At 66.1% G+C, this 24,732-nt stretch carries 24 protein-coding genes; 6 read left to right on the top strand and 18 right to left on the bottom strand.

Annotation, left to right across the window (positions count from 1 at the left end; all coding sequences use genetic code 11):
• Nucleotides 1-35 precede the first annotated feature (35 nt).
• Nucleotides 36-845, bottom strand: coding sequence for an SAM-dependent methyltransferase (locus ACFSJC_RS08800; RefSeq protein ID WP_386025778.1), 810 nt, complete (start codon nt 843-845; stop codon nt 36-38).
• Between the two features lie 301 nt (nt 846-1,146).
• Here ACFSJC_RS08800 and ACFSJC_RS08795 point away from each other — a divergent pair, with 301 nt between their 5' ends.
• Nucleotides 1,147-1,689 (top strand): cytochrome b, encoded by a 543-nt coding sequence (locus ACFSJC_RS08795; protein ID WP_386025776.1) that lies wholly within the window; start codon nt 1,147-1,149, stop codon nt 1,687-1,689.
• Nucleotides 1,690-1,752: 63 nt separating this feature from the next.
• On the top strand, nt 1,753-2,541 hold the full coding sequence (locus ACFSJC_RS08790) for a cobalt-precorrin-6A reductase (protein ID WP_386025774.1): 789 nt from the start codon (nt 1,753-1,755) through the stop codon (nt 2,539-2,541).
• Nucleotides 2,542-2,644: 103 nt separating this feature from the next.
• Here ACFSJC_RS08790 and cobJ read toward each other — a convergent pair whose 3' ends face one another.
• Genes cobJ through ACFSJC_RS08775 form a run of 3 tightly spaced genes read right to left on the bottom strand, consistent with a single transcriptional unit; the run spans nt 2,645 to nt 4,822 of the window.
• Nucleotides 2,645-3,463, bottom strand: coding sequence for a precorrin-3B C(17)-methyltransferase (gene cobJ, locus ACFSJC_RS08785; protein WP_386025773.1), 819 nt, complete (start codon nt 3,461-3,463; stop codon nt 2,645-2,647).
• A 1-nt stretch (nt 3,464) separates the two neighbouring features.
• The gene (locus ACFSJC_RS08780) at nt 3,465-4,193 is read right to left on the bottom strand and encodes a precorrin-2 C(20)-methyltransferase (protein ID WP_386025771.1); all 729 of its coding nucleotides are present in this window, start codon (nt 4,191-4,193) and stop codon (nt 3,465-3,467) included.
• Between the two features lie 5 nt (nt 4,194-4,198).
• Entirely contained in the window at nt 4,199-4,822 is a 624-nt protein-coding gene (locus tag ACFSJC_RS08775; RefSeq protein ID WP_386025769.1) for a precorrin-8X methylmutase, read from the bottom strand.
• 197 nt (nt 4,823-5,019) lie between these two features.
• Between ACFSJC_RS08775 and cbiE the strand changes: the two genes are divergently transcribed.
• Nucleotides 5,020-6,267 carry a precorrin-6y C5,15-methyltransferase (decarboxylating) subunit CbiE gene (gene cbiE / locus ACFSJC_RS08770; protein WP_386025767.1) on the top strand — a complete coding sequence of 416 codons (1,248 nt, stop codon included), beginning with the start codon at nt 5,020-5,022 and terminating at the stop codon, nt 6,265-6,267.
• A 33-nt stretch (nt 6,268-6,300) separates the two neighbouring features.
• Here cbiE and ACFSJC_RS08765 read toward each other — a convergent pair whose 3' ends face one another.
• Nucleotides 6,301-6,933: a trimeric intracellular cation channel family protein gene (locus ACFSJC_RS08765; protein WP_386025765.1), complete on the bottom strand. Its 633-nt coding sequence runs from the start codon at nt 6,931-6,933 to the stop codon at nt 6,301-6,303.
• 143 nt (nt 6,934-7,076) lie between these two features.
• Here ACFSJC_RS08765 and ACFSJC_RS08760 point away from each other — a divergent pair, with 143 nt between their 5' ends.
• Nucleotides 7,077-7,628, top strand: coding sequence for a YaeQ family protein (locus ACFSJC_RS08760; protein ID WP_386025763.1), 552 nt, complete (start codon nt 7,077-7,079; stop codon nt 7,626-7,628).
• Nucleotides 7,629-7,653: 25 nt separating this feature from the next.
• Here ACFSJC_RS08760 and ACFSJC_RS08755 read toward each other — a convergent pair whose 3' ends face one another.
• Together ACFSJC_RS08755 and ACFSJC_RS08750 are read right to left on the bottom strand one after the other, a co-directional pair.
• Complete coding sequence (locus tag ACFSJC_RS08755; RefSeq protein ID WP_386025933.1) at nt 7,654-8,535, bottom strand: radical SAM protein; 882 nt, start codon at nt 8,533-8,535, stop codon at nt 7,654-7,656.
• A 62-nt stretch (nt 8,536-8,597) separates the two neighbouring features.
• On the bottom strand, nt 8,598-9,914 hold the full coding sequence (locus ACFSJC_RS08750; protein WP_386025761.1) for a cobyrinate a,c-diamide synthase: 1,317 nt from the start codon (nt 9,912-9,914) through the stop codon (nt 8,598-8,600).
• Nucleotides 9,915-9,992: 78 nt separating this feature from the next.
• Between ACFSJC_RS08750 and ACFSJC_RS08745 the strand changes: the two genes are divergently transcribed.
• Nucleotides 9,993-10,403 carry a cobalamin biosynthesis protein gene (locus tag ACFSJC_RS08745; RefSeq protein ID WP_386025759.1) on the top strand — a complete coding sequence of 137 codons (411 nt, stop codon included), beginning with the start codon at nt 9,993-9,995 and terminating at the stop codon, nt 10,401-10,403.
• Between the two features lie 102 nt (nt 10,404-10,505).
• Here the strand turns inward: ACFSJC_RS08745 and ACFSJC_RS08740 are convergent, their stop codons facing one another.
• The 8 genes from ACFSJC_RS08740 to ACFSJC_RS08705 form a co-directional block, all read right to left on the bottom strand.
• The gene (locus ACFSJC_RS08740; RefSeq protein ID WP_386025757.1) at nt 10,506-11,303 is read right to left on the bottom strand and encodes an ABC transporter ATP-binding protein; all 798 of its coding nucleotides are present in this window, start codon (nt 11,301-11,303) and stop codon (nt 10,506-10,508) included.
• A complete protein-coding gene (locus tag ACFSJC_RS08735; protein WP_386025755.1) occupies nt 11,300-12,298 on the bottom strand; it encodes a FecCD family ABC transporter permease in 999 nt (332 codons plus the stop codon). Before ACFSJC_RS08735 ends, ACFSJC_RS08740 begins: the two co-directional genes overlap by 4 nt.
• A 9-nt stretch (nt 12,299-12,307) precedes the next feature.
• On the bottom strand, nt 12,308-13,189 hold the full coding sequence (locus ACFSJC_RS08730) for an ABC transporter substrate-binding protein (protein WP_386025753.1): 882 nt from the start codon (nt 13,187-13,189) through the stop codon (nt 12,308-12,310).
• 91 nt (nt 13,190-13,280) lie between these two features.
• Complete coding sequence (gene cobU, locus ACFSJC_RS08725) at nt 13,281-13,850, bottom strand: bifunctional adenosylcobinamide kinase/adenosylcobinamide-phosphate guanylyltransferase (RefSeq protein ID WP_386025751.1); 570 nt, start codon at nt 13,848-13,850, stop codon at nt 13,281-13,283.
• 1 nt (nt 13,851) lies between these two features.
• Nucleotides 13,852-17,610 carry a methionine synthase gene (gene metH, locus ACFSJC_RS08720; protein WP_386025749.1) on the bottom strand — a complete coding sequence of 1,253 codons (3,759 nt, stop codon included), beginning with the start codon at nt 17,608-17,610 and terminating at the stop codon, nt 13,852-13,854.
• A 243-nt stretch (nt 17,611-17,853) separates the two neighbouring features.
• On the bottom strand, nt 17,854-18,390 hold the full coding sequence (gene msrA / locus ACFSJC_RS08715; protein WP_386025747.1) for a peptide-methionine (S)-S-oxide reductase MsrA: 537 nt from the start codon (nt 18,388-18,390) through the stop codon (nt 17,854-17,856).
• Between the two features lie 130 nt (nt 18,391-18,520).
• Complete coding sequence (locus ACFSJC_RS08710) at nt 18,521-19,996, bottom strand: sigma-54-dependent transcriptional regulator (RefSeq protein ID WP_386025745.1); 1,476 nt, start codon at nt 19,994-19,996, stop codon at nt 18,521-18,523.
• Entirely contained in the window at nt 19,993-20,592 is a 600-nt protein-coding gene (locus ACFSJC_RS08705; RefSeq protein ID WP_386025743.1) for an NUDIX hydrolase, read from the bottom strand. The genes ACFSJC_RS08710 and ACFSJC_RS08705 overlap by 4 nt, the downstream gene beginning before the upstream one ends.
• A gap of 85 nt (nt 20,593-20,677) precedes the next feature.
• Between ACFSJC_RS08705 and hypF the strand changes: the two genes are divergently transcribed.
• Nucleotides 20,678-23,041 (top strand): carbamoyltransferase HypF, encoded by a 2,364-nt coding sequence (gene hypF / locus ACFSJC_RS08700; protein ID WP_386025741.1) that lies wholly within the window; start codon nt 20,678-20,680, stop codon nt 23,039-23,041.
• Between the two features lie 51 nt (nt 23,042-23,092).
• Here the strand turns inward: hypF and ACFSJC_RS08695 are convergent, their stop codons facing one another.
• The 3 genes from ACFSJC_RS08695 to ACFSJC_RS08685 all read right to left on the bottom strand — a co-directional run bounded on the left by ACFSJC_RS08695 (nt 23,093) and on the right by ACFSJC_RS08685 (nt 24,710).
• Nucleotides 23,093-23,536: an acyl-CoA thioesterase gene (locus ACFSJC_RS08695; RefSeq protein ID WP_386025739.1), complete on the bottom strand. Its 444-nt coding sequence runs from the start codon at nt 23,534-23,536 to the stop codon at nt 23,093-23,095.
• A 77-nt stretch (nt 23,537-23,613) separates the two neighbouring features.
• Nucleotides 23,614-24,348, bottom strand: a complete 735-nt coding sequence (locus ACFSJC_RS08690) for an LrgB family protein (RefSeq protein ID WP_386025737.1) — start codon at nt 24,346-24,348, stop codon at nt 23,614-23,616.
• Complete coding sequence (locus ACFSJC_RS08685; RefSeq protein ID WP_386025735.1) at nt 24,345-24,710, bottom strand: CidA/LrgA family protein; 366 nt, start codon at nt 24,708-24,710, stop codon at nt 24,345-24,347. The genes ACFSJC_RS08690 and ACFSJC_RS08685 overlap by 4 nt, the downstream gene beginning before the upstream one ends.
• Nucleotides 24,711-24,732: the final 22 nt, after the last annotated feature.

Genomic DNA, 24,732 nt, shown 5'->3' with positions numbered 1-24,732 from the left:
GCGGGGCAGTCTGTCCCCGCTCGGACCGACGGAAGTCAGCCAGGCTTGACCGCGCTCGTCATGATGTAGTCGAGACCCGGATAGACGCTGTCCGCGTCGAATCGAAGCGCCATGCGGGCGAAGCCCCGGGCGAGCGGATGCAGCCGACGCAGCGACTCTGGATGTGCCCGCAGATAGTCGTGCAACGGCGCGTAGACCCGGTCGCGGATCGATTCGATCCGGACCGATTCGAAACCCTGACGCGCCAAGCGCTCGCCATAGCCCTCGACGCCGTAGACGTTCTCCTCCGGCACCGCGAACTTGTTGGCCATCAGGCGCCAGGACAACCGCTGCAACAGGCGATCCCTCCAGCCGCCGGTCAACGGCATCGGCAGGATGTCGGCGGTCACCAGACGCCCGCCGGGACGCAGCACGCGCCAGGCCTCGCGAAAGAAGTCCTCACGGCTCACGAAGTGGAAGGCGCATTCGAGCGCCAGCACCTTGTCGACCGAGGCATCGGCGATCGGCATTTGGGTCGCCGACCCCAGTCGCAGATCGACCCGGTCCTCAAGCCCCTGCTCGGCGACACGGCGCTGGGCCACGGCGACCTGCGAGGCGGTCCGGTTGAGCCCGACGATCATGCGCGGCCCACGGCGCTGCGACCAGAGGATGTCCTGGTCGCCGAAACCGTAGCCGACGTCCAGAACCTGATCGGACTCGGAAAGGTCTGCCCAGTCCGCCATGAGCATGACCAGCGCCTCACTCGCCTCGTCGGCATCGCCAGCGTCGGGCCAGTAACCCAGGTTCAGATAGAAGGTGCGCTCGGTGACAGACCCCATCGAGAGGAGGTCGTAAATCTGGGGCACATCGAGTCTCTGGAAGGGGTTGAACAACCAATTCAGATGACCAAGCACCTTCCCTCGGGAAGGCGTCGACGCAAGCGAGTCTGAAGTCACGGGATGCGGTTCCTGTTCGTTGGCGGATCGAGGATCCGAGCCCACTCCCAATGGTGGCAGCACGAAGCCACCTCAACCACACACCGAAAGGGACAATATGACGAAACGATGTCGATCGGACCCTTGAGGTCTTAAGATGGCGCCTCGCCGCGAGGCCCGAAGATCCTGTTTCACATCGACCCAGCATCGATCGCAAGGAGAGAACTTAGACATGAACCGATATACACTATTGCAACGACTAATCCATTGGCTGGTCGCCCTGATGGTCCTCGGGCTGCTCCTCGGCGGCCTCGCCTTCTGGGCGCTCGATTACGAGGGATTGTCCAAACTGTTCGGGGAGGACACGACCAACATGCTCTTCATGGTTCACAAGAGCGTCGGCATTCTGATTTTGGCGCTGACCCTGCTGCGCATCTGGCTGCGTAAGCGCACGCCCGCACCGCCCTACGATCCACCGCTCGGGCTGATCGAGCGCATGGTCGGCGGTGGAGTCCATCTGCTGCTCTATCTGTTCCTGATCGCGCTCCCGATCGTCGGCTGGGTCGCCACCGCCGCCTCGGGATATCCGATCCAGTTCTTCGGCACCCAGTTGCCGGGGCTCATCGGCGAGAACAAGGAACTCGGCGCGATGCTCTTCACCTATCACGGCATCGGCGGTCTGATCGTCGCCGGCCTGCTGCTGATCCACATCGCCGCAGGACTCAAGCACTGGCGCCTCAAGGATGGCGTCATGACCCGCATCTCACTGCCCTGAAGCCGGTCGGCCAGGGACGGCCGACGAACCCAGTCGACATTCACATTCACGAGGACATCCAGCATGAAGGAACGGATCCTGATTCTCGGCGGCACCACGGAGGCCTATGTCCTCGCCGAAGCGCTTGCCGCCCATGACGATCTGCGGGTCACCAACTCGCTCGCGGGCCGCACCACCGACCCGCGTCTACCAGCCGGCGAAACCCGCATCGGCGGTTTCGGCGGACCCGAGGGGTTGACCGACTATCTGCGCGAGCAGCGCATCCGTGCGGTCTTCGACGTGACCCATCCCTTCGCCGCCAGCATGGGCTGGAACGCCTATCAGGCCTGTCACGCGGCCCACGTGCCGCTGCTCAGACTGGAACGTCCGGCATGGATCCCCGAAGCAGGCGATCGCTGGGACCAGGTCGAAGGCTGGGACGAGGCGGTAAACACCCTGATTCAGAACCGACCGCAGCGGGTTCTGCTGGCCGTCGGGCGGCAGGAACTCGTCCCCTTCGCCGGACTCGATGACATCTGGTTCCTCATCCGCGCGGTGACGCCCCCGGACCCGATGCCAGAATTTCCCTTGGCCGAATTGCTGCTCTCGCGCGGCCCTTTCGATCTGGACAGCGAGCGCAAACTGCTCGACGACCACGACATCGACACCATCGTCTGCAAGAACAGCGGCGGCGTGGCGACCTCGGCCAAACTGATCGCCGCCCGTGAACGCGGAATCCGCGTCATCATGCGCCAACGCCCACAGCGACCGGAGACACCCTTGGCGACCTCGGTCGAAGGGGCACTCAACTGGCTGGAAACGCGAAAGGAGAAATGGCGATGCGAACGCGAGCCAGCGCAGGCGGCCGGCTGAGTTCAGAACGAGGAATCGAACCGCGAAGGCGAAAGCGCGCAAAGGACGCCGAGAGTTTGCTTGTCTTCGCGTCCTTTGCGACTTTGCGGTTCAAATATCGCGGTCAGCTGCCCGGAGCCTCCGGGTACCAGCGCGGAGTGTAGACCCAAGCCCCAGCGTCGCCACGCGAGAATTGGCGGGTGAGCGAAGACCCGACGATGACCATGGTGCGCATGTCCACCTGATCGGGACGTACCTCGGCCAGCGTCGTCACCTGCACCCGTTCGGCCGGACGTCCCACATCCCGCCCCAGCACGACCGGCGTCTGCGGAGCGCGATGACGGCGCAGCAATTCCAGCGCCTCTCCTAGCTGCCAGGGACGCGCCTTGGAGATGGGGTTGTAGAGTGCGATGACGAAATCGGCCAGCGCGGCATGCTCCAGACGCAGCAGGATCTGCGACCAGGGCTTGAGGTTATCCGAGAGCGAGATGACGCAGAAATCGTGCCCCAAGGGAGCGCCGATGCGCGCGGCCGTCGCCTGGGCCGCCGAGATGCCGGGCAGAATCGCCAGATCCACGCGCCTCCAGCTCGGATCGGAGGACTGGTCCAGCGCCTCCATCACCGCCGTCGCCATGGCGAAGACGCCCGGATCGCCCGAGGACACCACCACCACGCGACGCCCCTGAGTGGCCAGCTCGAAGGCCAGCCGGGCGCGATCCATCTCGCACCGGTTGTCCGAATCCAGTGTGCGCTGATCGGGACGAAAGGGTCCGGCCATCTCGACATAGGTGGTATAGCCGACGATGTCCTGCGCCCGGTCGAGTTCCTCGCGCACCGCCGGCGCCATCAGTTCGGCGGCGCCCGGCCCCAGACCGATCACGGCCAGCCGTCCCGAGTGCGATGTGCTCACCGTACCGGCGACGTCATTCGATGACTCGACCATCTCAGCCCTGCCACCGTTCGCCGGGGATGAGGACCATCGAGAAATAGGGCACGGTCTCTGGCGCGATCTCGGTGAAGGGTCGCACGCATTCGCCGTCCATAGTCGCCCGTTCGACATAGAGGGCGCGCTTTTCGAGCCCGAGCTTGGTGATGACGCGTCGGATCTTCTCGAAGTTGCTGCCCAGCTTCATGATGGCCGCCGCCTCGACGCCGTCGAGCATCTGAGTCAGGGTCTCCTCGGGAAGCGTACCGGGCAGCACCTGGAGACGCTGATCGCGATAGACCAGCGGGGTGCGCAGCACCGAGGCGCTGGCGACCACCGAGCAGACGCCCGGAACCACCTCGGTCTCGAAGCGGTCGGCCAGGCGGTCGTAGAGATACATGAATGAGCCGTAGAAGAGTGGATCGCCCTCGCAGAGCACGGCCACGTCGCGACCCGCCTCCAGATGTCCGGCGATCGATTCGGCGGATGCGTCGTAGAAGTCGCGCATCGCCGCTTCGTAATCGAAGGGCGGTGGCGGCTTCTTGCCGGTGACCGGATAGATCAGCGGCAGACGCAGCTGCTCGGCGCCGAGATAGTCCTCGACGCTGGTCAGCGCGTTGCCGCGCTTCTCCTTTGCAGCGTAATAGGCCACCACCGGCGCCTCGCGCAGATAGCGCAGCGCCTTGAGGGTGATGAGTTCCGGATCGCCCGGGCCGACGCCCAGGCCAAATAAACGCCCCTGTGCCATATGGATCAGTGGTCCCGCCCGAGTGCGTTGACGGCGGCGGCGGCCATGGCGCTTCCGCCCCGACGACCACGGACGGTGACGAAGGGCACGCCACGGCTATCGGCCGCGAGCGCCTCCTTGGATTCGGCCGCGCCCACAAAGCCCACCGGGAAGCCCAGAATCAGCGCCGGCTTGGGCGCACCCGCGTCGAGCATCTCGAACAGCCGGAACAGCGCGGTCGGGGCATTGCCGACCACCACGATCGACCCCGCGAGATGCGGACGCCAGAGCTCCAAGGCCGCTGCGGTGCGGGTATTGCCGAGCTGCTTGGCAAGCTCGGGAACGCTCGGATCCTGCAGGGTGCAAATGACGGCGTTCTCGGCGGGAAGACGGGCGCGGGTGATGCCCTCGGCCACCATGCGGCTGTCGCACAGAATGGGCGCGCCGGATTCGAGCGCCTCGCGCCCGGCGGTTCCGGCACCCTCCGAAAAGACCAGATCCTCTACGATGTCGGGCATGCCGCAGGAATGGATGACCCGCACCGCCAGCGCCTCCAGGTCGGCCGGCAGACGATCGAGCTTCGCCTCGGCGCGGATGATGGCGAAGGATTGACGATAGATGTCGTGAGCATCGCGATTGTATTCGATCATTGTGGGTCTCTAACGCGCGGTGATACCGATCGACACGGACTCGGGCGAGTCCAGACGGAGGCGGGACGAATAGGGTGGCCGACAGGTAAGCGTAAGCGGTGGATGTACTTTCTGGTGAAGAGCGGGATTATAATGCCGACCAAAGAGATATACCACTCTGCCACGCCCCTCCCCCACTTCGATCGAGCCTCCGACGCATGACCCATCGCCGCCAGCCCGCAGATACCGAATCCACCGTACCCTGGCTGACCATCGTCGGAATCGGTGAGGACGGACTGGCCGGACTCGGCGAGGAGGCCCGGCGCGCGGTCTCCGAGGCGGCGATCCTCTTCGGCGGCGAGCGTCATCTCGCCCTGGTTCCGGCGCCGCCGGGACAGGACCGCCACCCCTGGCCGAGCCCATTCAGCGCCGCCTATGAGCGACTCCTGTCGCATCGGGGCAGCCCAGTCTGCGTGCTGGCCAGCGGCGATCCCATGTTCTACGGCATCGGCGGCAGCCTCGCGCGCCGGGTCGCGCCCGGTGAGATGCGCATCCTCCCCGGCCCCTCCTCGGTCTCGCTGGCCGCCGCCCGACTCGGCTGGCCGCTGCAGGACTGCCGCGTCATCCCCGCCCACGGCCGACCGCTGGAACGGGTCAATCTGCATCTGGCCGAGGGCGCGCGTCTGCTGATCCTCTCGGCCGACGGAGAGACACCCGCTCGACTCGCCGCACTGCTCTGCGAGCGCGGATTCGGCGCCAGCCGGCTCGATGTCTTCGAGCGTGTCGGCGGACCCGAGGAACGCAGACTGGACGGCATCGCCGACGATTGGACCCACCCGAGCTGCGCCGCGCTCAACCTGATCGCGGTCGAATGCCACGCCAGCGCGAACGCCCGCCTGCTGTCGCGCCGCTGCGGTCTGCCGGACGACGCCTTCGTCCACGAAGGCCAGATCACCAAGCGCGATGTCCGCGCGGCCTCGCTGGCCCGACTGGCGCCATTGCCCGGCGAGCTGCTCTGGGACGTCGGCGCCGGCAGCGGCTCCATCGGCATCGAATGGATGCGCACCGAGAGCGGCTGCCGCGCCATCGCCATCGAGCCCGACGCCGCGCGGCGCGACCTCATCGACCGGAACCGCAACCGGCTCGGTGTCCCCGAGCTCCAGATCGTCGCCGGACGCGCCCCGGAGGTGCTGGAAGGGCTCCAGACACCCGACGCCATCTTCATCGGCGGCGGGCTCACGGTCGAAGGCGTCGCCGAGTGCTGCTGGGAGGCACTGAAACCGGGCGGACGCCTGGTCGCCAACGCCGTCACCCTCCAGAGCGAGGCATTCCTGGTCGCACTGCGCGAACGTATCGGCGGCGACCTCACCCGCCTATCCGTCGCCCATGCCGCCCCCCTCGGCCGCTTCGACGGCTGGCGCACCGCCATGCCCGTCACCATCCTGAGCGCCGAAAAGCCCGCCTGAACCCAGCCCCCGTCCTCGTCCCCAGGCTGAGACTCAATCCCGATCCGGTCGCGTCCTGAAGCGCGGCAGACCGATATCCCACCGGATGGCGGCGACGCGCAGCAGGAAGATGATGGAGCCGGCCGCAACGGCGGCGAGTCGGGGATCGATGTCGAGGAAGAAGAGTCCGATGAAGACCAGCCCGCCAACCCAGGCGGCGGTGGCGTAGAGCGATCCCTGGAACACCAGCGGTTCTTCGTTGCAGAGCACGTCGCGCAGGATGCCTCCCACCACGCCGGTGATGACGCCCATGAAGCTGGCCACCAGCCAGGGCGCGCCCCAGACCAGGGCGACCTTGGTACCGGCGATGGTGAAGAGCGCCAGTCCGGCAGCGTCTGGGATCAGGAACAGCCGCGCCGGAAGCACGAAGACCCGGGCGAGGAAGAAGGTGGCCAACGCGGCCAGCAGCGCCGCGATCAGGAAGGTCTGATCGGCGACCCAGAACACCGGACGATCGAGCAGCACGTCGCGCAGGGAGCCGCCGCCGAGCGCGGCGGCCAGGGCGACCACGACCATCCCGAAGAGATCGAAGCGCTTGCGCCCGGCCTCCAACACGCCGGCAGCCGCCATCGTGGCCACGGCACCCAGACTGATGCCGTGCATGACCTGATCGAGAGGAAGATCCAAGATGGACTCGGGAGGCATGTCTTGAGACGTGGAAGCGAAGAAAGCGGCATCTTACTCAAGCCGACACGAGAAGCCACGCCCAGCGCCGAACGGTTACCATCGGCGCCTTTCCAGTCAACGCCCACGCATTTCAGGATCGCCCTATGGCCCTCAAGGCAACCATCTTCAAGGCACAGGTCCAGATCTCGGATCTGAATCGACACTATTACGAAGGCCACGCGCTCACCCTCGCCCGCCATCCCTCCGAGACCGATGCGCGCCTGATGGTGCGGCTGCTCGCCTTCTGTCTCTACGCCGACGAGCGCCTGGTCTTCACCAAAGGGATTTCGACCGACGACGAGCCCGACCTCTGGCAGCACAGCCTGAGCGGCGAGATCGAGCGCTGGATCGAGCTGGGTCAACCGGACGAGCGCCGTCTGCGTCAGGCCTGCGGACGTGCCCGCGAGGTGATCGTCATCAACTATGGCGGACGCAGCTCGGACATCTGGTGGGACCAGAACCGAGACGGACTCAAGCGACTGCGCAATCTGCGGGTGCTGGATCTGGATAGCGACACGGTTCAGTCGCTCTCCGAGCTGGCTGGGCGCAACATGGAGCTGCAATGCACGCTCGACGGCGGACAGATGTGGCTCGGCAATGCCGACAGCACGGTCGAGATCAGCCCGACGGTACGCCAGGAGATCGGGTCGAACTGACGGCGTGCATTGAACCGGGCCGGACTTACAGCCCCCGCGTCCAGGCCGCACGCAACGGAGCGGCGTCGGGGCGCTCGATCGCAGACCGCACCTGCGTCAGCAGGCGCTCCTTGTCGGCGCCGAGCGTACCCTTGAGCACCAGCCAATTCGATGAATGATCGGCGCGAAAGATGGTCTGACGCAGTTCGAGCGCGGACAGAAACCGCTCCATCTCGCGGAACAGACCGTCCGGCGACAGAGGACTCCACTCGGGCCAGGACGCGCGATAGCGCGTGCCGCCATCGCTCAGCATGAGCACCAGGGTCGAGAGATACTCGGGCTGGGTGGCATTCATGAGACGCGCCGAGTTGTCGGCATGCCGGACGCTCAACAACTCGCCGCCGAGTCCGTTGATGATCATCACCGAGCGACGGATCCCGGCCTCGCCCAGCTTGTCGAGCGCCGCACGGGTCGACTCGAAGGTCTCGCCCTTGTCGATCCGCTCCAGCAGCGCATCATCACCGGATTCGGCGCCCAGATAGGCGAGCGTCAAACCGGCCTCGCGCAGTTCGCGCAATTCGGCGACGCTCTTCTTGTTCAGGTTGCGCGCCAGACAATAGCTGGAGACCCGATGCACCGAGGGCAGATGGGTGCGGATCGCCTCCAGATAGACCAGCAGACGCCGCGTCGGCAGCACCAGCGCATCGCCGTCGGCCAGAAAGACCCGCCGCACCTCGTCGCCGAGCCGCTCGCCAACGCGCCGGATGCCCTTCAGCACCTCACCCGTCTCACGCGCGCGAAAACGCTTCTGCGACGGGCGGTACATGTCGCAAAAGGTGCAGCGATTCCAGGAACAGCCGTCGGTGACCGGCAGGATCAGCGACTGCGCCTCGCTCGGCGGGCGGTAGACGGGCTCGACGTAGCGGATGGGTGGTTGAATGCTCAGAACGGGATCCTCCTCGGGACGCGCGCGGTTGGAGGCTGAAAGCGCTACACGAACAAGGCCGCAGCCGCCTCGGGCGCCGACGGAAAATAGAGGTGCAGATAGCTCGCCCGCAGCGTGCCGTGGCGGTAGAAGGGCTCGCCGGCACGGCCGTCGCTCCGGCGCAGACCGAACGCGGCCGGTTCGACAGGCGTCTCCATGGTGGAATGATGGAAGCTGTGACCGCGCAGACAGCCCTGCGGCGTGTCGAGCGACTGCATGCCGAGACCGGCGAGACGCGACCGCATCAGCCCCTGACCCGGCAGCAGGCCAGCCATGTCGGCCGAGTCGCCGGATTTATCGGTCAGTCGGTCGAGCAGATAGAGCATCCCGCCGCATTCGGCATAGAGCGGACGCCCCTCGGCGACATGCCGAACCAGCGACGCCTTCATGCCGCGATTGGCGGACAGCGCCTGGAGATGCAGTTCCGGATAGCCACCAGGCAGATAGATGGCATCGGCGGCGACATGGTCATCGACGAGCGGCGAAAAGAAACTCAACTCGGCCCCGAGCCTTTCAAGCAGCCGCAGATTGTCCTCGTAGATGAAGGAGAATGCGGCATCGCGCGCGACCGCGATCCGCCGCCCGGCGAGCGGTCGCGGCATCTCGGCGGTATCGTCCGACGGACCGAAATCGACCGGCTCCGGCAGCTCGGCGAGCGCCGTCTCGCCCAGCCGGTCGGCGATCCGGTCAAGCCTGGCGTCCAGATCCGCGACCTCCTCGGCCTGGACCAGCCCCAGATGCCGGCTCGGCAGCTCGGCGTCGCCGAGTCGCGGCATGGAGCCCAGATAGCGCAGATCCGGCGGGAATCCGCCCCGGATCATTTCCTCGTGACGCGGACTCGCGACCCGATTGGCCAGGATGCCGGCGAAGCGCAGCGCCGGACGATAGGTCGCGAGCCCCAATGCCAGCGCACCGAAGGTCTGACCCATACCCTTGGCGTCGATCAGCGCCGCGACCGGGATGCCGAAGGTCTCGGCCAGATCGGCGCCGCTCGGTGTGCCGTCGAACAGCCCCATGGCGCCCTCGACCAGGATCAGATCCGCCTCGCCCGCCGCCGCCCACAGCTTGCGTCGGCACTCCGCCTCGCCCACCATCCAGAGATCCAGAGGACCGACCGGCGCGCCGCTGGCCCGGCCCAGGATCATGGGATCGAGAAAATCCGGCCCCGTCTTGAACACCCGCACCCGTCGTCCGAGACGCGCGTGATGGCGCGCCAGACCGGCGACCAGGGTCGTCTTACCCTGCCCCGAAGCGGAGGCGGTCAGGAAGAGCGCCGGACAACGACGAACGGCGGATGGGTTATTGAAGGCATTTTCTGACATGACGAGATCGACCGACTCGATGAATCCAATGACACTATTCGCTATCTTCGCGTCCTTCGCACCTTTGCGGTTCCCTTCATGACCCGACCCACAGCTGTCGCCATCGGGATCGGCTGCCAGCGCGGAACCGCGCTCGAAACGCTCGAAGGGGCTATCGCCGAGGCGCTGCGCGGACTGGACGCGGTGGAGGTACGCTGCATCGCCAGCCATGTCCGCAAGGCGGACGAGCCCGCACTGCTGGCGCTTTCCGAGCGGCATGGCTGGCCATTCCTCACCTACCCCGCCGAGCGCCTCGACGCAGTCGGGGTCCCCAACCCATCCACGCGCGTCGCCGAGGAGGTAGGGACCGCCAGCGTCTGCGAGGCGGCGGCGCTGCTCGCCTCGAATGCCCCGCAACTCCTGGTCGAGAAGCTCCGCCATATCGGACCCGACGGCAAGGGGGCGACGATCGCCGTCGCACGTTGGGAACCTGCCGAGGCTCCCGCGTAGGGACCCATGGCGGTTGAATGTAAGATCGGGTTTGCGATGATGGCGTGGCTTTCCATGCGGCGCAATACGCTTCGCTATTGCGCCCTACCGGCCCTTTACCCATCAGGATCGCATCGGCCCGGACGTATCCCAGGGCACGACATATCCCTGCCCATCGTGTTCGCCCATGACGGCTCGCACACCATAGGTTCGGGCGAGATTCTCCGCCGTCAGCACCTCGCTGGGCGTGCCGGTCGCGATCAGTTCGCCCCGGTCCATCATCACCAGGCGATCGCAGAAACGGCTGGCGAGCGTCAGGTCGTGGAGCACCACCAGGACGCCCCGCCCGCTCTGGCAGACCGAGCGCAGAAGCCGCATCACCTGCAATTGATGACGCGGATCCAATGCGGCCACCGGCTCGTCGGCCAGGATCAGCGGCGCCTCGACAGCAAGCACCCGGGCCAGACGGGCGCGGGCCCGCTCGCCGCCGGAGAGCTGGGTGACGCGACGCTCGCGCAGACGCCAGACATCGGTCAGGCGCATGGCCGACTCGATCGCCTCCAGATCCCCCTTTCGCGGCCCGCCGGCACCGCGCCACCAGCTGCCGCGATAGGGATGGCGCCCGAGCCCGACCAGATCGCGCACCGAGATGGGCCATTGAAGCGGATCCTCCTGGCTCAGATAGGCCAGACAAAGGGCCCGCTCGCGCGCCGGCATGGCGTTCAATGGACGCCCGCGAAAGCGGATCTCGCCGCCATGATCCAGTAGCTGGGCGATAGCCTTGACCACCGTACTCTTGCCCGCCCCGTTGGGGCCGATCAGACCCAGCAGTTCGCCCTCACCGATCGTGAAAGAGAGCCCACGCACCAGCGGCTTGCCGCCCAGCACGACATCCAGCCCGGAGACCTCAAGCAGGCTCACAGCATGTCCCTCCGCGAGCGCAGCACCAGGGCCAGGAAGAAGGGCGCGCCGATGAGCGCCGTCACCACGCCGAGCATCAGCTCCCTGGGCGTGTCCAGCAGACGCACGGCGATGTCGGCGGCCAGGATCAGCACGGCCCCGCCGAGCGCGCTCGGCAGCAGCAGGCGACCGGGCCGATAGTCGACGAATCGGCGCAGCAGATGGGGCACGACGAGGCCCACGAAACCGATGGTGCCGGACACCGCGACCGTGGCACCCACGCTCAGCGCCGAGCCCAGGATGACGAGCCCGCGCAGACGTCCGAGGTCCACCCCCAGGGTGCGCGCCTCGCCCTCCCCCAGCGCCAGCACGTCGAGCGAAGGTCCCGTCATCAGCAGCAGCGCCAGCCCGGCGATGACGAACGGCAGACAGAGCCGCACGTCATCGAAGCTGCGATCCGCGATCGAGCCGAGCAGCCAGAGCACCATGTCCTGCACCCCGCCCGGATTCGGTGCCAGATTGAGCGCGAGCGACGTCAGAGCACCGGCCAGGGAGGTCAGGGCGATTCCGGCGAGGATGAGCGTCAGGTTGGTCGAGCCGGCCCGGGTCAGGGCATAAAGGACCCCGGTCGCCAGCAGGGCGAAGGTCATGGCGGCACCCGGAAGCGCCCAGAGACTGGCTGCGGTCAGCCCGAAATAGAGCGCGACCACGGCACCCAGCCCGGCGCTCGCCGAGATACCGAGCAGCCCCGGCTCGGCGAGCGGATTGCGCAGCAGCCCCTGAAGCGCGGCGCCGGACGCACCGAGCGAGAATCCCACCAGCCAGGCCAGGACGACCCTGGGCAGCCGAATCTGCCGCACGATGAGGCTCTGCTCATCCGTGCCCGTGCCCAACAGACCGGCGATCACCTCGCCGAGCGACAACGGGGCCTCGCCGAAGCGCAGCGAGACCAGACTGAGCCCCAGCAGGATCAGAAAAAGGACGACATTCAAGGAGCGGAATCGAAACCGGAGCATGGATGGATATCAGGGGTGGACCTGACCGATGAGGCCAGGCTGGGCGGGAAGCGACTCGATCTGGGTCACGATCCGCTCGGCGGCGTCGACCAGTTCCAGTCCGCCGCAACCCCAGTCCTTCACCGGGACGGAGACGCTAGGGATGCGCTCCAACATCCGTCTCAACAGCGGATGACGCCCATAGGCCGAGGCGGCTCCAGGTCCAGACCGATCGAAATACCCGAGCAGAAACAGATCTGGCGGAGCCGTCACCAGACGCTCCAGCGGAAAACGGCCCCAGCCGGCGAACCCTTCCTCGGCCGCGACATTGCGCAGTCCCAGCAGGCGCAGCAGATCGTCGACATAGGTTCCGGAGCCGGCCGTGCCTCCGCTCGGTCTCAGATAGAGCACCCGATAGGGCTGGATGCGCTCGCGCAGAACACGCATCCGCGCCTCGGCATCGAGGATTCGGGCCTCGCCCGCCTCGGCGCGACCGATCCGGGCCGCCATCTCGCGGGTCGCCTTCAGAGTATCCGTCCAGGTGGTCGGATAAGGCATCGCAACGATCTCCGTCCCGCGACCGGCCAGGAGCTCGGCATGCCGCCGTCCCGTCCAGCCGGTGTAGACCAGGGCCATATCGGGCTTCAGATGGAGGAGATCCTCCACCCCGCCGCGATTCGGCGGATAGGCTAGCGCGGCCTCGGCGACGGAAGAGACGCGCGAATCCTGGGCCTGGTTGGAAACCGAGAGGATCTGCTCCGGCGCGGCGATCCGCAACAGCAGCAGATCGGCACAGAGATTGGTGCTGACGACCTTGGGCAGGTCTGTGGAATCGGCAGCGACGGGAGCTGAAATCGGAATCAGAACCGCAAAGGCGCAAAGGACGCGAAGAATGATGAGTGATGGCTTCATGCGCATCCTTCCGTCACGGAATCACGCCATAACCACACGACAAAATCCTTTGCGCCCTTGGCGCCTTTGCGGTTCACATTCTCCCCGAGACTCAAGAAATGGGTTCGCCCAGGAGCGACAGGTCGAGCGCGTAGCCACCGGTCACCATATAGCTGGAGGCGCAGCGCGGACCGAGCCGGCGAATCAGGTTGCCGAGCCGGTCGCGGAAGGTCCGCCCGATCGGATAGGCCGGGATCACGCCCCAGCCGGTCTCCTCGGCGACCAGGATCAGGGGCGACCGACAGCCTTCGACCACGGCCTCCAGGCGCTCCGCGCGTTCGCGCCACTGGGTGTCGTCGAGCTCGATCAGGTTCGCGACCCAGGTACCGAGCGAGTCGACCAGTAGACACTGGTCCGAGCCGTCATGCTCGACCAGCGCCGTCTCCAGGTCGGTCGGGACGCAGAGGGTCGACCAGTGCCCGGGACGGCGCTGGCGATGGGCCTCGATCCGGGCGGTCCAGTCTGCATCCTCCGGATCCTCCCTGGCGGTCGCGACATAGACGACCGGACGGCCCGACTCGTGGGCCAGACGCTCGGCCCACTCGCTCTTTCCGCTGCGGGCCGGACCGCAGACCAGGACCGCCGAGGACGCGCTCGATGGGTTTCGCTGCGCTCGACCCATCCTAGGCGGGATCGTAGCCGAGCACAGGGGCGAGCCAGCGCTCGACCTCGGCCAAGGTCATGCCCTTGCGCGCGGCATAGTCCTCGACCTGATCCTTCTGGATCTTGCCGACGCCGAAATAGCGCGCCTGCGGATGGGAGAAGTAGCAGCCCGAAACTGCCGCAGTCGGCAGCATGGCGAAGTTCTCGGTCAGGGTGATGCCGACGCGGCGATCCGGCTCCAGCAGCTCCCAGAGGATGCCCTTCTCGGTGTGATCCGGACAGGCGGCATAGCCGGGCGCGGGGCGGATACCCTGGTATTTCTCGGCGATCAGCGCCTCGTTGTCCAGCGATTCGTCGGGGGCATAGCCCCAGTAGCGGGTGCGCACCAGCTGGTGCAGACGCTCGGCGAAGGCCTCGGCCAGACGGTCGGCCAGGGATTTGAGCATGATGGCGCCGTAGTCGTCGTGATCGGCCTCGAAGCGGGCCAGATGCGCGTCGATCCCGATACCGGCGGTAAGGGCAAAGGCTGCGATCCAGTCGTCCTGGCCAGCCGGCGCGATGAAGTCGGACAGACAGAAGTTGGGCTGATTGCGCGCGGCATCGCGCGGCATCTGCTGACGCAGATTGTGCAGCATGGCCAGGGTCTCACCGCGCGAGGCGTCCGCATAGAGCGCGATATCGTCATCGCCCACCGCATTGGCCGGGAAGAAGCCGAGCACCGCGCGCGCCTCCAGCCAGCGCTCGCTGACCATCCGTTCCAGGAACGTCTGGGCGTCGGCGTAGAGCTTGCGCGCCTCCTCGCCGATCACATCGTCGTCGAGGATATCGGGGAAGCGTTTGTGCGCCAACTCCCAGGCATGGAAGAAGGGCAGCCAATCGATGCAGCCGACCAGGTCGTCGAGCGGGAAATTCGCGATGGTCGCGACCACACCTCCGCCGACCGGCTCCAGCTGAAGCGACCAGGGGGCCGAGTCGCTGAAACCGGCATCGAGCAGCGCAGGTCGCGGCGGGGTATAGGCGGACCAGTCGATCGGCACCCGGTTGGCGCGCGCATCGGCGATCGCCATCGACTTGCGCGCCGTCCCCCGGCCCTCGCGCTCGGCGCGGACGCGGGCGTATTCCTCGCGGATCGAGGCGACATAGCCCGGACGCAGATCGTCGCTCAGCAGGTTGGAGGCCACGCCGACCGCGCGCGAGGCGTCCGGGACGTAGATGACCGGCGCCTCGCGCTGGGGGGCGATCTTGATCGCGGTATGCAGCTTGGACGTGGTCGCGCCGCCGATCAGCAGCGGCATGTCCATCCCGGAGCGCTCCATCTCCTTGGCGACATGCACCATCTCGTCGAGCGAGGGGGTGATGAGTCCGGACAGACCGATGATGTCGACATTCTCCTCGCGCGCGCGCTGGAGGATGGTCTCGGCCGGGACCATGACGCCGATGTCGATGACCTCGTAGCTGTTGCACTGGAGCACCACACCGACGATGTTCTTGCCGATGTCGTGCACGTCGCCCTTGACCGTGGCCATCAGGATGCGGCCGTTGTTCTTGGCGGCCTCGCCCGAGGCGGCCTTCTCGGCCTCCAGATAGGGGAAGAGATAGGCGACCGCCTTCTTCATGACCCGCGCCGACTTGACCACCTGGGGCAGGAACATCTTGCCGGCACCGAAGAGGTCGCCGACATGGTTCATGCCGGCCATCAGCGGCCCCTCGATCACCAGCAGCGGCCGCCCGAGCACCTGGCGCGCCTCCTCGGTGTCCTGGTCGATATAGTCGGTGATGCCCTTGACCAGGGAGTGCTTCAGGCGCTCCTCGACCGGCCAACTGCGCCATTCCTGCTCCTCCGGGCGCGCCTCGACCGCGCCGCCGCCCTGATAGTTGGGCGCGATGTCGAGCAGACGTTCGGTCCCGTCGTCGCGGCGATTGAGGATGACGTCCTCGACCGCCTCGCGCAGCTCGGCGGGCAGATCGTCATAGATGGCGAGCTGGCCGGCATTGACGATGCCCATGTCCATCCCGGCCTTGATCGCGTGATAGAGGAAGACCGCGTGGATCGCCTCGCGTACCGGGTTGTTGCCGCGGAAGGAAAAGGAGACGTTGGACACGCCGCCTGAGATCTTGGCGTGCGGCAATGTGCGTTTGATCTCGCGCACCGCCTCGATGAAGTCGACCGCGTAGTTGTTGTGCTCCTCGATACCGGTGGCGACGGCGAAGATGTTGGGATCGAAGATGATGTCCTCGGCCGGAAAGCCGACCTGTTCGGTCAGAATCTTGTAGGCACGGGTGCAGATCTCGATCTTGCGCGCCTGGGTGTCGGCCTGACCGACCTCGTCAAAGGCCATGACGATGACCGCCGCGCCATAGCGTCGGCACAGATGCGCCTGATGCAGGAACTTCTCCTCGCCTTCCTTGAGCGAGATGGAGTTGACGATCGGCTTGCCCTGGACGCACTTGAGCCCGGTCTCGATCACCTCCCACTTGGAGGAGTCGATCATCACCGGCACCTTGGCGATGTCCGGCTCGGCCGCGACCAGGTTGAGGAAGCGGCGCATGGCGGCGACCGCGTCCAGCAGGCCCTCGTCCATGTTGACGTCGATCACCTGGGCGCCGTTCTCGACCTGCTCCTGGGCGACGCTCAGTGCCGTGTCGTAGTCGCCCTCCTTGATCAGACGCTTGAAGCGCGCCGAGCCGGTGACGTTGGTGCGTTCGCCGACGTTGACGAAGAGCGCGTCCGCGCCGATGTTGAAGGGCTCCAGCCCGGACAGACGGCAGGCAGGCTGGATGTCCGGCAGTGGACGCGGCGTCATGCCCTCGACCGCCGCTGCGATGGCGCGGATGTGATCCGGCGTAGTGCCGCAGCAGCCGCCAATGATGTTGAGGAAGCCAGAGCGCGCCCACTCGGCGATCTCGGTAGCCATCTCCTCCGGCCCCAGATCGTAGCCGCCCAGCTCGTTCGGCAGCCCGGCGTTCGGGTGCGTCGAGACGCGACACTCGGCGATCCGCGCCAACTCCTCGACGTACTGGCGCAGCTCGTAGGGGCCAAGCGCGCAGTTGAGTCCGATCGAGATCGGATCGGCATGACGCAGCGAGTTGTAGAAGGCCTCGGTGGTCTGGCCGGTCAGGGTGCGCCCGGACTGGTCGGTGATGGTGCCCGAGATCATGATCGGACGCTCGATGCCGTCCTCGTCGAACACCTGACGCACGGCGAAGATGGCCGCCTTGGCGTTGAGGGTATCGAAGATGGTCTCGATCAGGATGATGTCGGCGCCGCCCTCGATCAGTCCCCGCGTCGACTCGGCATAGGCCGCAACCAGGGTGTCGAAATCGATGTTGCGGTAACCGGGATCGTTAACGTCCGGCGAGATGGAGGCGGTGCGGTTGGTCGGGCCGAGCACGCCGGCGACGAAGCGCGGCTTGTTCTCGGTGCCGATCGCATCCGCCGCCCGGCGGGCTAGGCGCGCGGCGGCGACATTGATCTCGTAGGCCAGCTCCTCCATGCCGTAGTCGGCCATGGCCACGCGGGTCGCGTTGAAGCTGTTGGTCTCGATGATGTCGGCGCCGGCCTCCAGATACTGGCGGTGGATGCCTTCGATCACGTCTGGACGGGTGAGCGCCAACAGATCGTTATTGCCCTTGAGGTCGCTCGGCCAGTCCGCGAAGCGCTCGCCGCGATAGTCGGCCTCGGTCAGGCCGTGACGCTGGATCATGGTGCCCATGGCACCATCGAGAATCAGAATCGAGCGTTCGAGACGCTCGCGGATGAGAGCGGTGGAATCGGTCATGACTTCTCGCGGATAGTGTCTGTGGGCGTACCCGAACGGGCGAACACGCGGACTGGCGGCGGACATTCACTCGGTGCCGGCCTATGAGGATCCTGGCAACCCGAAACAGCGGACGGAACGCAGAGGAATCAAAGAGCGCCCAGTGCCCTTAACCTGACGCGGTGAAAGGGAAACGATAACAGAAATGACCGCAGGCTTCTCGTCCGAGAGCAGCGGCTTCAGGTCAAACGGACGGAGCGTCTCTCATCCGGCCAGCAGTTGGGCGCGCTCTTGGCGCAGCTTCGCCACCTTGGGGGAAATGACGACCTGGCAGTAGCCTTGGCCCGGATTGCGACGGAAATAGTCCTGGTGATACGCCTCCGCCGGATAGAAAGGTGGCGCCGGCTCGACCAGGGTGACGATCGGGTTCGGCCAGATCGCCGCCTCGTTCAGCTCCTGGATCACCTCGTTGGCGGTGAACCGCTGCGCCTCCGAGTGGTAAAAGATCACCGAGCGGTATTGGGTACCGACGTCCGCGCCCTGCCGATTGAGGCTGGTCGGGTCGTGCATGCCGAAGAAGACACGCAGCAGGGTGGCAAAGTCGATCTGGTCGGAATCGAATTCGATCCGCACCACCTCGGCATGACCGGTGGCCCCGGTACAGATCTGCTGATAGGTCGGATTGGCGAGTTCGCCTCCTGCGTAACCGCAGACCAGGGATCGCACCCCGTTCAGTTCGCGCAAGACGGCATCCAGACACCAGAAGCACCCACCACCCAGGGTCGCTGTTTCGATCGCCATCGCATTCTCCCCATCAGCTCGTGCATTCCGAACCACGGCGGCAGTTCGGGACCCGGACACCTGGCCAGAGACCGATGCCGTGCGCTGGAGATAGGGTCGGAAGAGGTCGCGCGAAAGGGTGCCGTGCGAATCAGTCGTCCTCGGCCGACGACCCCGCAGCATTGGATGGAAGCAGACCATAACGCTCAAGCTTGGCACGCAGACCGACCCGCGACAGGCCCAGCTCCTCGGCGGCCTGGGTCTTGTTCCAGCGGTGACGGATCAGGGTCTCGCGCAGGATGCTGGACTCCAGCGCCTCCACGCGCGCCTTGAGCGACACGGTCTGGCCGCCTGCTCCACGCAGACCGGATGCGCCCATGTCGTCGAAAGGGCTCGCGTGCAGGATGCGCGGATCCAGCAGATCGGCACCCAACATGCGTCCAGGCGCCAGCACCAGCACCCGCTGGATCTCGTTCTGCAGCTCGCGCACATTGCCCGGCCAGGCGTAGCGACTCATGCAGTCCAGTGCCTCCTGGGTGAAACCGTCGACCGGTTTGACGAAGTCGCGCTGAGCGGCATCCAGGATATGCCGAGCGATGGGGACGATATCCATTGGACGGTCGCGTAGCGGCGGCAGATGGATGCGCACACCGGCGAGTCGATAATAGAGATCCTCGCGAAAACGCCCCGCGCGGATCTCATGCTCCAGATTCCGGTTGGTCGCGGCGACGACACGCACGTTCACCTTTCGACGGCGGTTGGACCCGAGCGGACGCACCTCCTGTTCCTGCAGCAAGCGCAGCAGCTTGACCTGGAAGGCGGTCGAGACCTCGCCGATCTCGTCGAGGAAGATGGTCCCACCGTCGGCCTGCTCGAAAAGTCCGACCCGAGGGTTGACGGCACCGGTGAAGGCGCCCTTCTCGTGCCCGAACAGCTCGCTTTCGAGCAGTTGGTCCGGCATGGCGCCCGTGTTCTCGGCCACGAACGGATTGTCCGCGCGTGGACTGTTGTAGTGCAGCGCACGCGCGAACAGCTCCTTGCCGGTCCCCGACTCGCCGGTCAAGAGGACCGGAATGTCGTAGAGGGCGATGCGCGCGATCTGGTCGCAGACCTGGTTGATGGGGCTCTCCGGGCTGCGCACGATGCCGTCGAGACGAAAGTTGCGCTTGAGCCGCTCGCGCTGCTGGGCGATACGCTGCTCCAGCGTTTGAGCGGTCATCTTCATCTCCAGGGCCAGCAGGGCGTTCTCACGCTGCAACTGGACCAGCCGGCAGGCATTGCGCACGATCAGCAACAGATTGTCCGGATGCCAGGGCTTGGTGATGTACTGATGGATACCGCCCCGATTGATGCCATCGATGATGTCCTCGGCATCCGTGTAGCCCGAGATGATGATCCGCGCCAGGTCGGGCCAGCGCTCGCGTACCCGCGACAGGAACTCGACCCCGGTCATCTCGGGCATGCGCTGGTCCGAGATCACCACCTGGATCCAGTCCTCATCCAGAATGCGCTCGGCATCGGCCGTATTGGTGGCGGTACGGACCTCGAACTCCTCGTCCAGGGTGCGCGCCAAGGTGTCGAGCGAAAGCGGCTCGTCGTCGACGACCAAAATGCTCGGTCGACTCATTCCCCGGCACCGTAGAACGGCGGCTCGTCATGGATGGTGATCTGTAGGCGCGGCTCGTCTCCCGTATCGCGCACGATATCCCCGCTGCGCATCTCCCGATCTCCCGTCAGCCGATCGCGGAAGAAGAGCCGGAGCGTCTCACGGATGGGGTGGAAGGCCAGCTCGTCCCAGGGGATCTCGCGCTCGGCGAAGAGCCGCACTTCGAGACTTTCCTCGCCCGGAGAGAAATCGAGATCGAGCAGACGCGCCCGAAAGAGCATGTAGACCTGATCGATATGGGGCAGATTGAACAGGCCATAGAGTCGTCCGACCTGAACGCGGGCATTGGCCTCTTCGAGCGTCTCGCGCGCGGCGCCATCGCGGGTGGTCTCGCCACGCTCCATGAACCCGGCCGGCAGGGTCCAAAGCCCGAGACGAGGTTGAATGGCGCGCCGACAGAGGAGAATCTTGTCCTCCCACTCGGGGATGCAGCCCACCACCATCTTCGGGTTCTGATAGTGGATGGTCCCGCATCGGCTGCAGACATGGCGCTCGCGGTTGTCGCCCTCCGGCACCCGCAAGGTCACGGGCGCGCCACAGTCGCTGCAATAATTCATTGGGTGTCCTTCTGGATCTTCTGCCAAATCAGTCATCAGATAGACAGAATCGACAGCAAATTTCAAGCCACGAGGAACCGAGAGCATGCACGGCGAACGGATACGGGTACGCGGACTGGTCCAGGGTGTCGGGTTCCGGCCGACCGTGTGGCGTCTGGCACGAGAATGCGGATTGATCGGCGACGTCTGCAACGACGGCGAAGGGGTGCTGATCCGGGCACGACCGGCCGCAGACATCGACCCGGCCGCCATCGAGCGTCTCTGCGAGCGCCTGCGGACCGAATGCCCGCCACTGGCGCGCATCGACGCGATCGAGCGCCAGCCGCTGACCGAGCCGATCCCACACAGCGACTTTCGGATCCGTGACAGCCAGATCACCCAGGCGCGCACCGCCATCGTCGCCGACGCGGCGACCTGCCCGGACTGCGTCCGCGAGATCGGCGACCCGAAGGACCGACGCCACCGCTACGCTTTCACCAACTGCACCCATTGCGGACCGCGACTCAGTATCGTGCGCGGCATCCCCTACGACCGCTCGCGCACCAGCATGTCGGTCTTCCCCATGTGCCCGGCCTGCCGTGCCGAATATGGCGATCCGGCGAACCGACGCTTCCACGCCCAGCCCAACGCCTGCCCCGACTGCGGCCCGCGACTCTGGCTGGTCGACACCCAGGGACGGGAGATCGACACCGGCGCGACGGGCGATCTCGACGCCATCGCCGCCGCCAGCCGCCTGCTGCATGAGGGCCGCATCCTGGCGATCAAAGGGATCGGCGGCTTCCACCTCGCCTGCGACGCGACCAACGCCGAGGCCGTCGCCGAGCTGCGCCGCCGCAAGCGCCGTTACGCCAAGCCCTTCGCGCTCATGGCCCGCGACCTGGAGGTGATCGAACGCTATTGCACGGTGGACACCGAAGCGGCGCGGATCCTGACGACAGCGGCAGCCCCCGTGCTGCTGCTGAACGGAATCGAGCCGGATCCCGGCAGCGAAAGGGCGCTTGCCGACGCCATCGCGCCCGGCCAAACCAGTCTGGGCTTCATGCTGCCCTACAGCCCGCTCCATCATCTGCTGCTCGAAGACTGGGATCGGCCCTTGGTCATGACCAGCGGCAACCTGAGCGAAGAGCCTCAGTGCATCGACAATCAGGACGCCGTCGCGCGCCTGAGCCCACTGGCCGACTTCGCGCTCCTGCATGACCGCGCCATCCTCAACCGGGTCGATGACTCGGTGGTCCGCGTCATGGCCGGCGCGCCCCGCATGATCCGGCGCGCGCGCGGCTATGCGCCCTCCCCCATCGGCCTGCCGCCAGGCTTCGAGACGGCCCCGGCGGTGTTGGCGCTCGGTGGAGAATTGAAGAGCACCTTCTGTCTGCTGCGCCAGGGAGAGGCGATTCTCTCGCAGCACCTGGGCGACCTCGAAGACGCCCGCACCGCGCGTGAGTACGAGCGGACGCTGGATCTCTATCTCGACCTCTTTCAGCACCGCGCCCAGATCCTGGCCGTCGACCGGCATCCGAACTATCGCTCGACCCTCATCGGCCGCGATCGCGCGACCCGCTGGCAAATCCCCATGGTCGACGTCCAGCACCATCATGCCCATCTCGCCTCCACGCTCGCCGACAACGCTTGGCCACTGCACGGGCCACCGATCCTCGGCATCATCCTCGACGGACTGGGATACGGTGACGACGGCACGTTTTGGGGCGGCGAGTTCCTGATCGGCGACTATCGCGACGCTCGCAGGGCCGGCCACCTCAAACCGGTGGCCATGCCCGGAGGGACGCAGGCGATCCTCGAACCCTGGCGCAATCTCTTCGCCCAACTGGAGTGCGCCGGCGGTCTGGATGCGATGAGAAGACGCCACCCGGATCTGACGACGCTCGACGCACTCGCCGCACAGCCGCTCGGTGTGCTGAGAACGATGCTCGAGCGCGGAATCAACGCCCCGCTGTCAAGCTCGGCCGGACGTCTGTTCGACGCCGTCGCAGCAGCGCTGGGTATCTGCGGCGAACGCATTCTCTATGAGGGACAGGCCGCGATCGAGCTGGAGTCGCTGGCCGCCAGATGCCTGGCCGACACCGAGTCCGGCTATCCGTTCCAGACCAGCGAAGGCCCGACTGGAATCCAACTGGACGCCGCGTCCATGTGGCCGGCACTCTTTCAGGATCTCTCCCAAGGCGTGGAGATCGCGCGCATCTCGGCGCGCTTTCATCGTGGATTCGCTGCGGCCGTCGTCGAACTCGCGCTGGAGATCGCTCGCAGGCACCAGATCGCGACGATCGCGCTCTCCGGTGGCGTCTTTCAAAATCGGGTTCTCTTGGAGTCGGTCTCCAAGGATCTGTCGGATGCGGGCATTCAGGTACTGCTGCAGCGGCAGGTTCCATCCAACGACGGCGGACTCGCGCTCGGTCAGGCATGCATCGCCGCCGCCCGAGCGATACGTCCGTAGCCCGGATGTGCGCCAGCGCAATCCGGGGACCACTGGTGCGACCGGAGGAGATCAATCCTCCGGCAGTGCCTCGGCGAGTTCGGCAGCATTCGCAATCGGCCTGGAACGGCCCGTTTCGTCGACGGCGACGTAGGTGAAATTGGCGGTTGCGACCTGTTGGCGGCTATGGGGATCGGGCTCGCGTTGCGCCCAGATCTGAATCTCGATCGTCATCGAGCTTGTGCCGATCTTGACCAAACGGGCGAAGCCCTCGACCAGATCTCCGACCAACACCGGGGCCATGAACTGGAACTCCTTCACGGCAATGGTCGCGACCCGACCCTGGGCGACTTGGACGGCGATGACACCGCCCGCGAGATCGGCCTGCGACAACAGCCAGCCGCCGAAGATATCGCCATAGGCATTGGTGTCCTTGGGCATGGCGAACAGACGCGCGGTCAGTTGCCAGGCGCGCGGGTCGGTCAGGCGCGGCATTGCGGGGTCGACTCTATCCATCCGTTAACTCTCCTCGATTGGGTCAATAGGTGCGTATTGAGAATGATGTGAGCGGTGGCGGCTGGCGCCCCAGACGATTAGCCGTCAAGCAGCCCAAGCCAGCGCAGTAGGGCCGGCAACAGGAGTGCGCTGACGATCGCCGATAGCGCCATCGCGAGCCCGGACATGGCGCCTTCGCGATTGCCGAGTTGAAAGGCGCGCGCGGTACCGATGCCGTGAGCCGCAGTACCCAAGGCGATTCCCGTGACCGCCGGGTCGCGGATCCCGAGCCGGCGTAGCAGACCGACACCGAAGAGCGCACCGACCAGCCCCGTGAGCACCACCAGCGCGGCGGTCAGCGCCGGGATTCCGCCCAGCTTCTCCGAGATCCCCATGGCGACCGGGGTCGTGACGGACTTGGGAGCCAGCGAGAGCAGAATGGTGCGATCCGCGCCGAACAGGGACGCCAACTCCACCGCACTGACCGCAGCGACCAAAGCGCCGACCAGTAGCGCGGCCAGGATGGGAATCGCCAGGGCGCGCAGGTCCATACGCAGCCGATAGAGCGGCATCGCCAACGCAACCGTCGCAGGCCCGAGGAGGAAATGGATGAACTGGGCGCCATCGAAATAGACGGCATAGGGCGTCCCGGTAAGCCACAGGAGCCCAATCAACAGACCGATGGTCATGACCACTGGATTGAGCAGCGCGAGACTGCCGCTCAACCGATGCAGCTTCAGCGCCCCGATCCAGGCGAGTAAGGTCGCCGTCAGCCAGAACAGCGGCGCCTCGGCTAGATAGACCCAGAGCGTTTGAAATGGCGCCTCGTTCACGACGGATCGCCCCCGCGCAAACGGCGCAACAGCCACTGGGTCCCGCTCATGGTCAGGGCCGTGACCACCAGCGTGATCAGGGTTCCGAGCAGGAGCGCCACCGTCAGCGCGGGCCAGTTATCCCGCAAGAGATCCCAATGCGTCATGACCCCGACGCCGGCCGGAACGAACAGCAGCGGCAGATGACCGAGCAGCGTAGCGCCGGCCCGCTCGACCTCGCTCGGAATGCCGCCGCGCACCGCCAGCCCGAGAAAAAGGATGAGCATCCCGGCCACCGGACCGGGCAGCGGCAGACTCAAGAGACGCACGAGGCTCTCGCCCAGCAGTTGGCAGGAAAAGATGAGTGTCAGCGCCTCAAGCATGGATGGTTCTCGCTGATCGATC

Origin of the sequence: Thiorhodococcus fuscus, assembly GCF_042682685.1 — a bacterium.
Classification (GTDB): domain Bacteria; phylum Pseudomonadota; class Gammaproteobacteria; order Chromatiales; family Chromatiaceae; genus Imhoffiella; species Imhoffiella fuscus.
The sequence above is the reverse complement of the archived record's forward strand: the minus strand, read 5'-3'. Positions and strand labels throughout refer to the sequence as shown.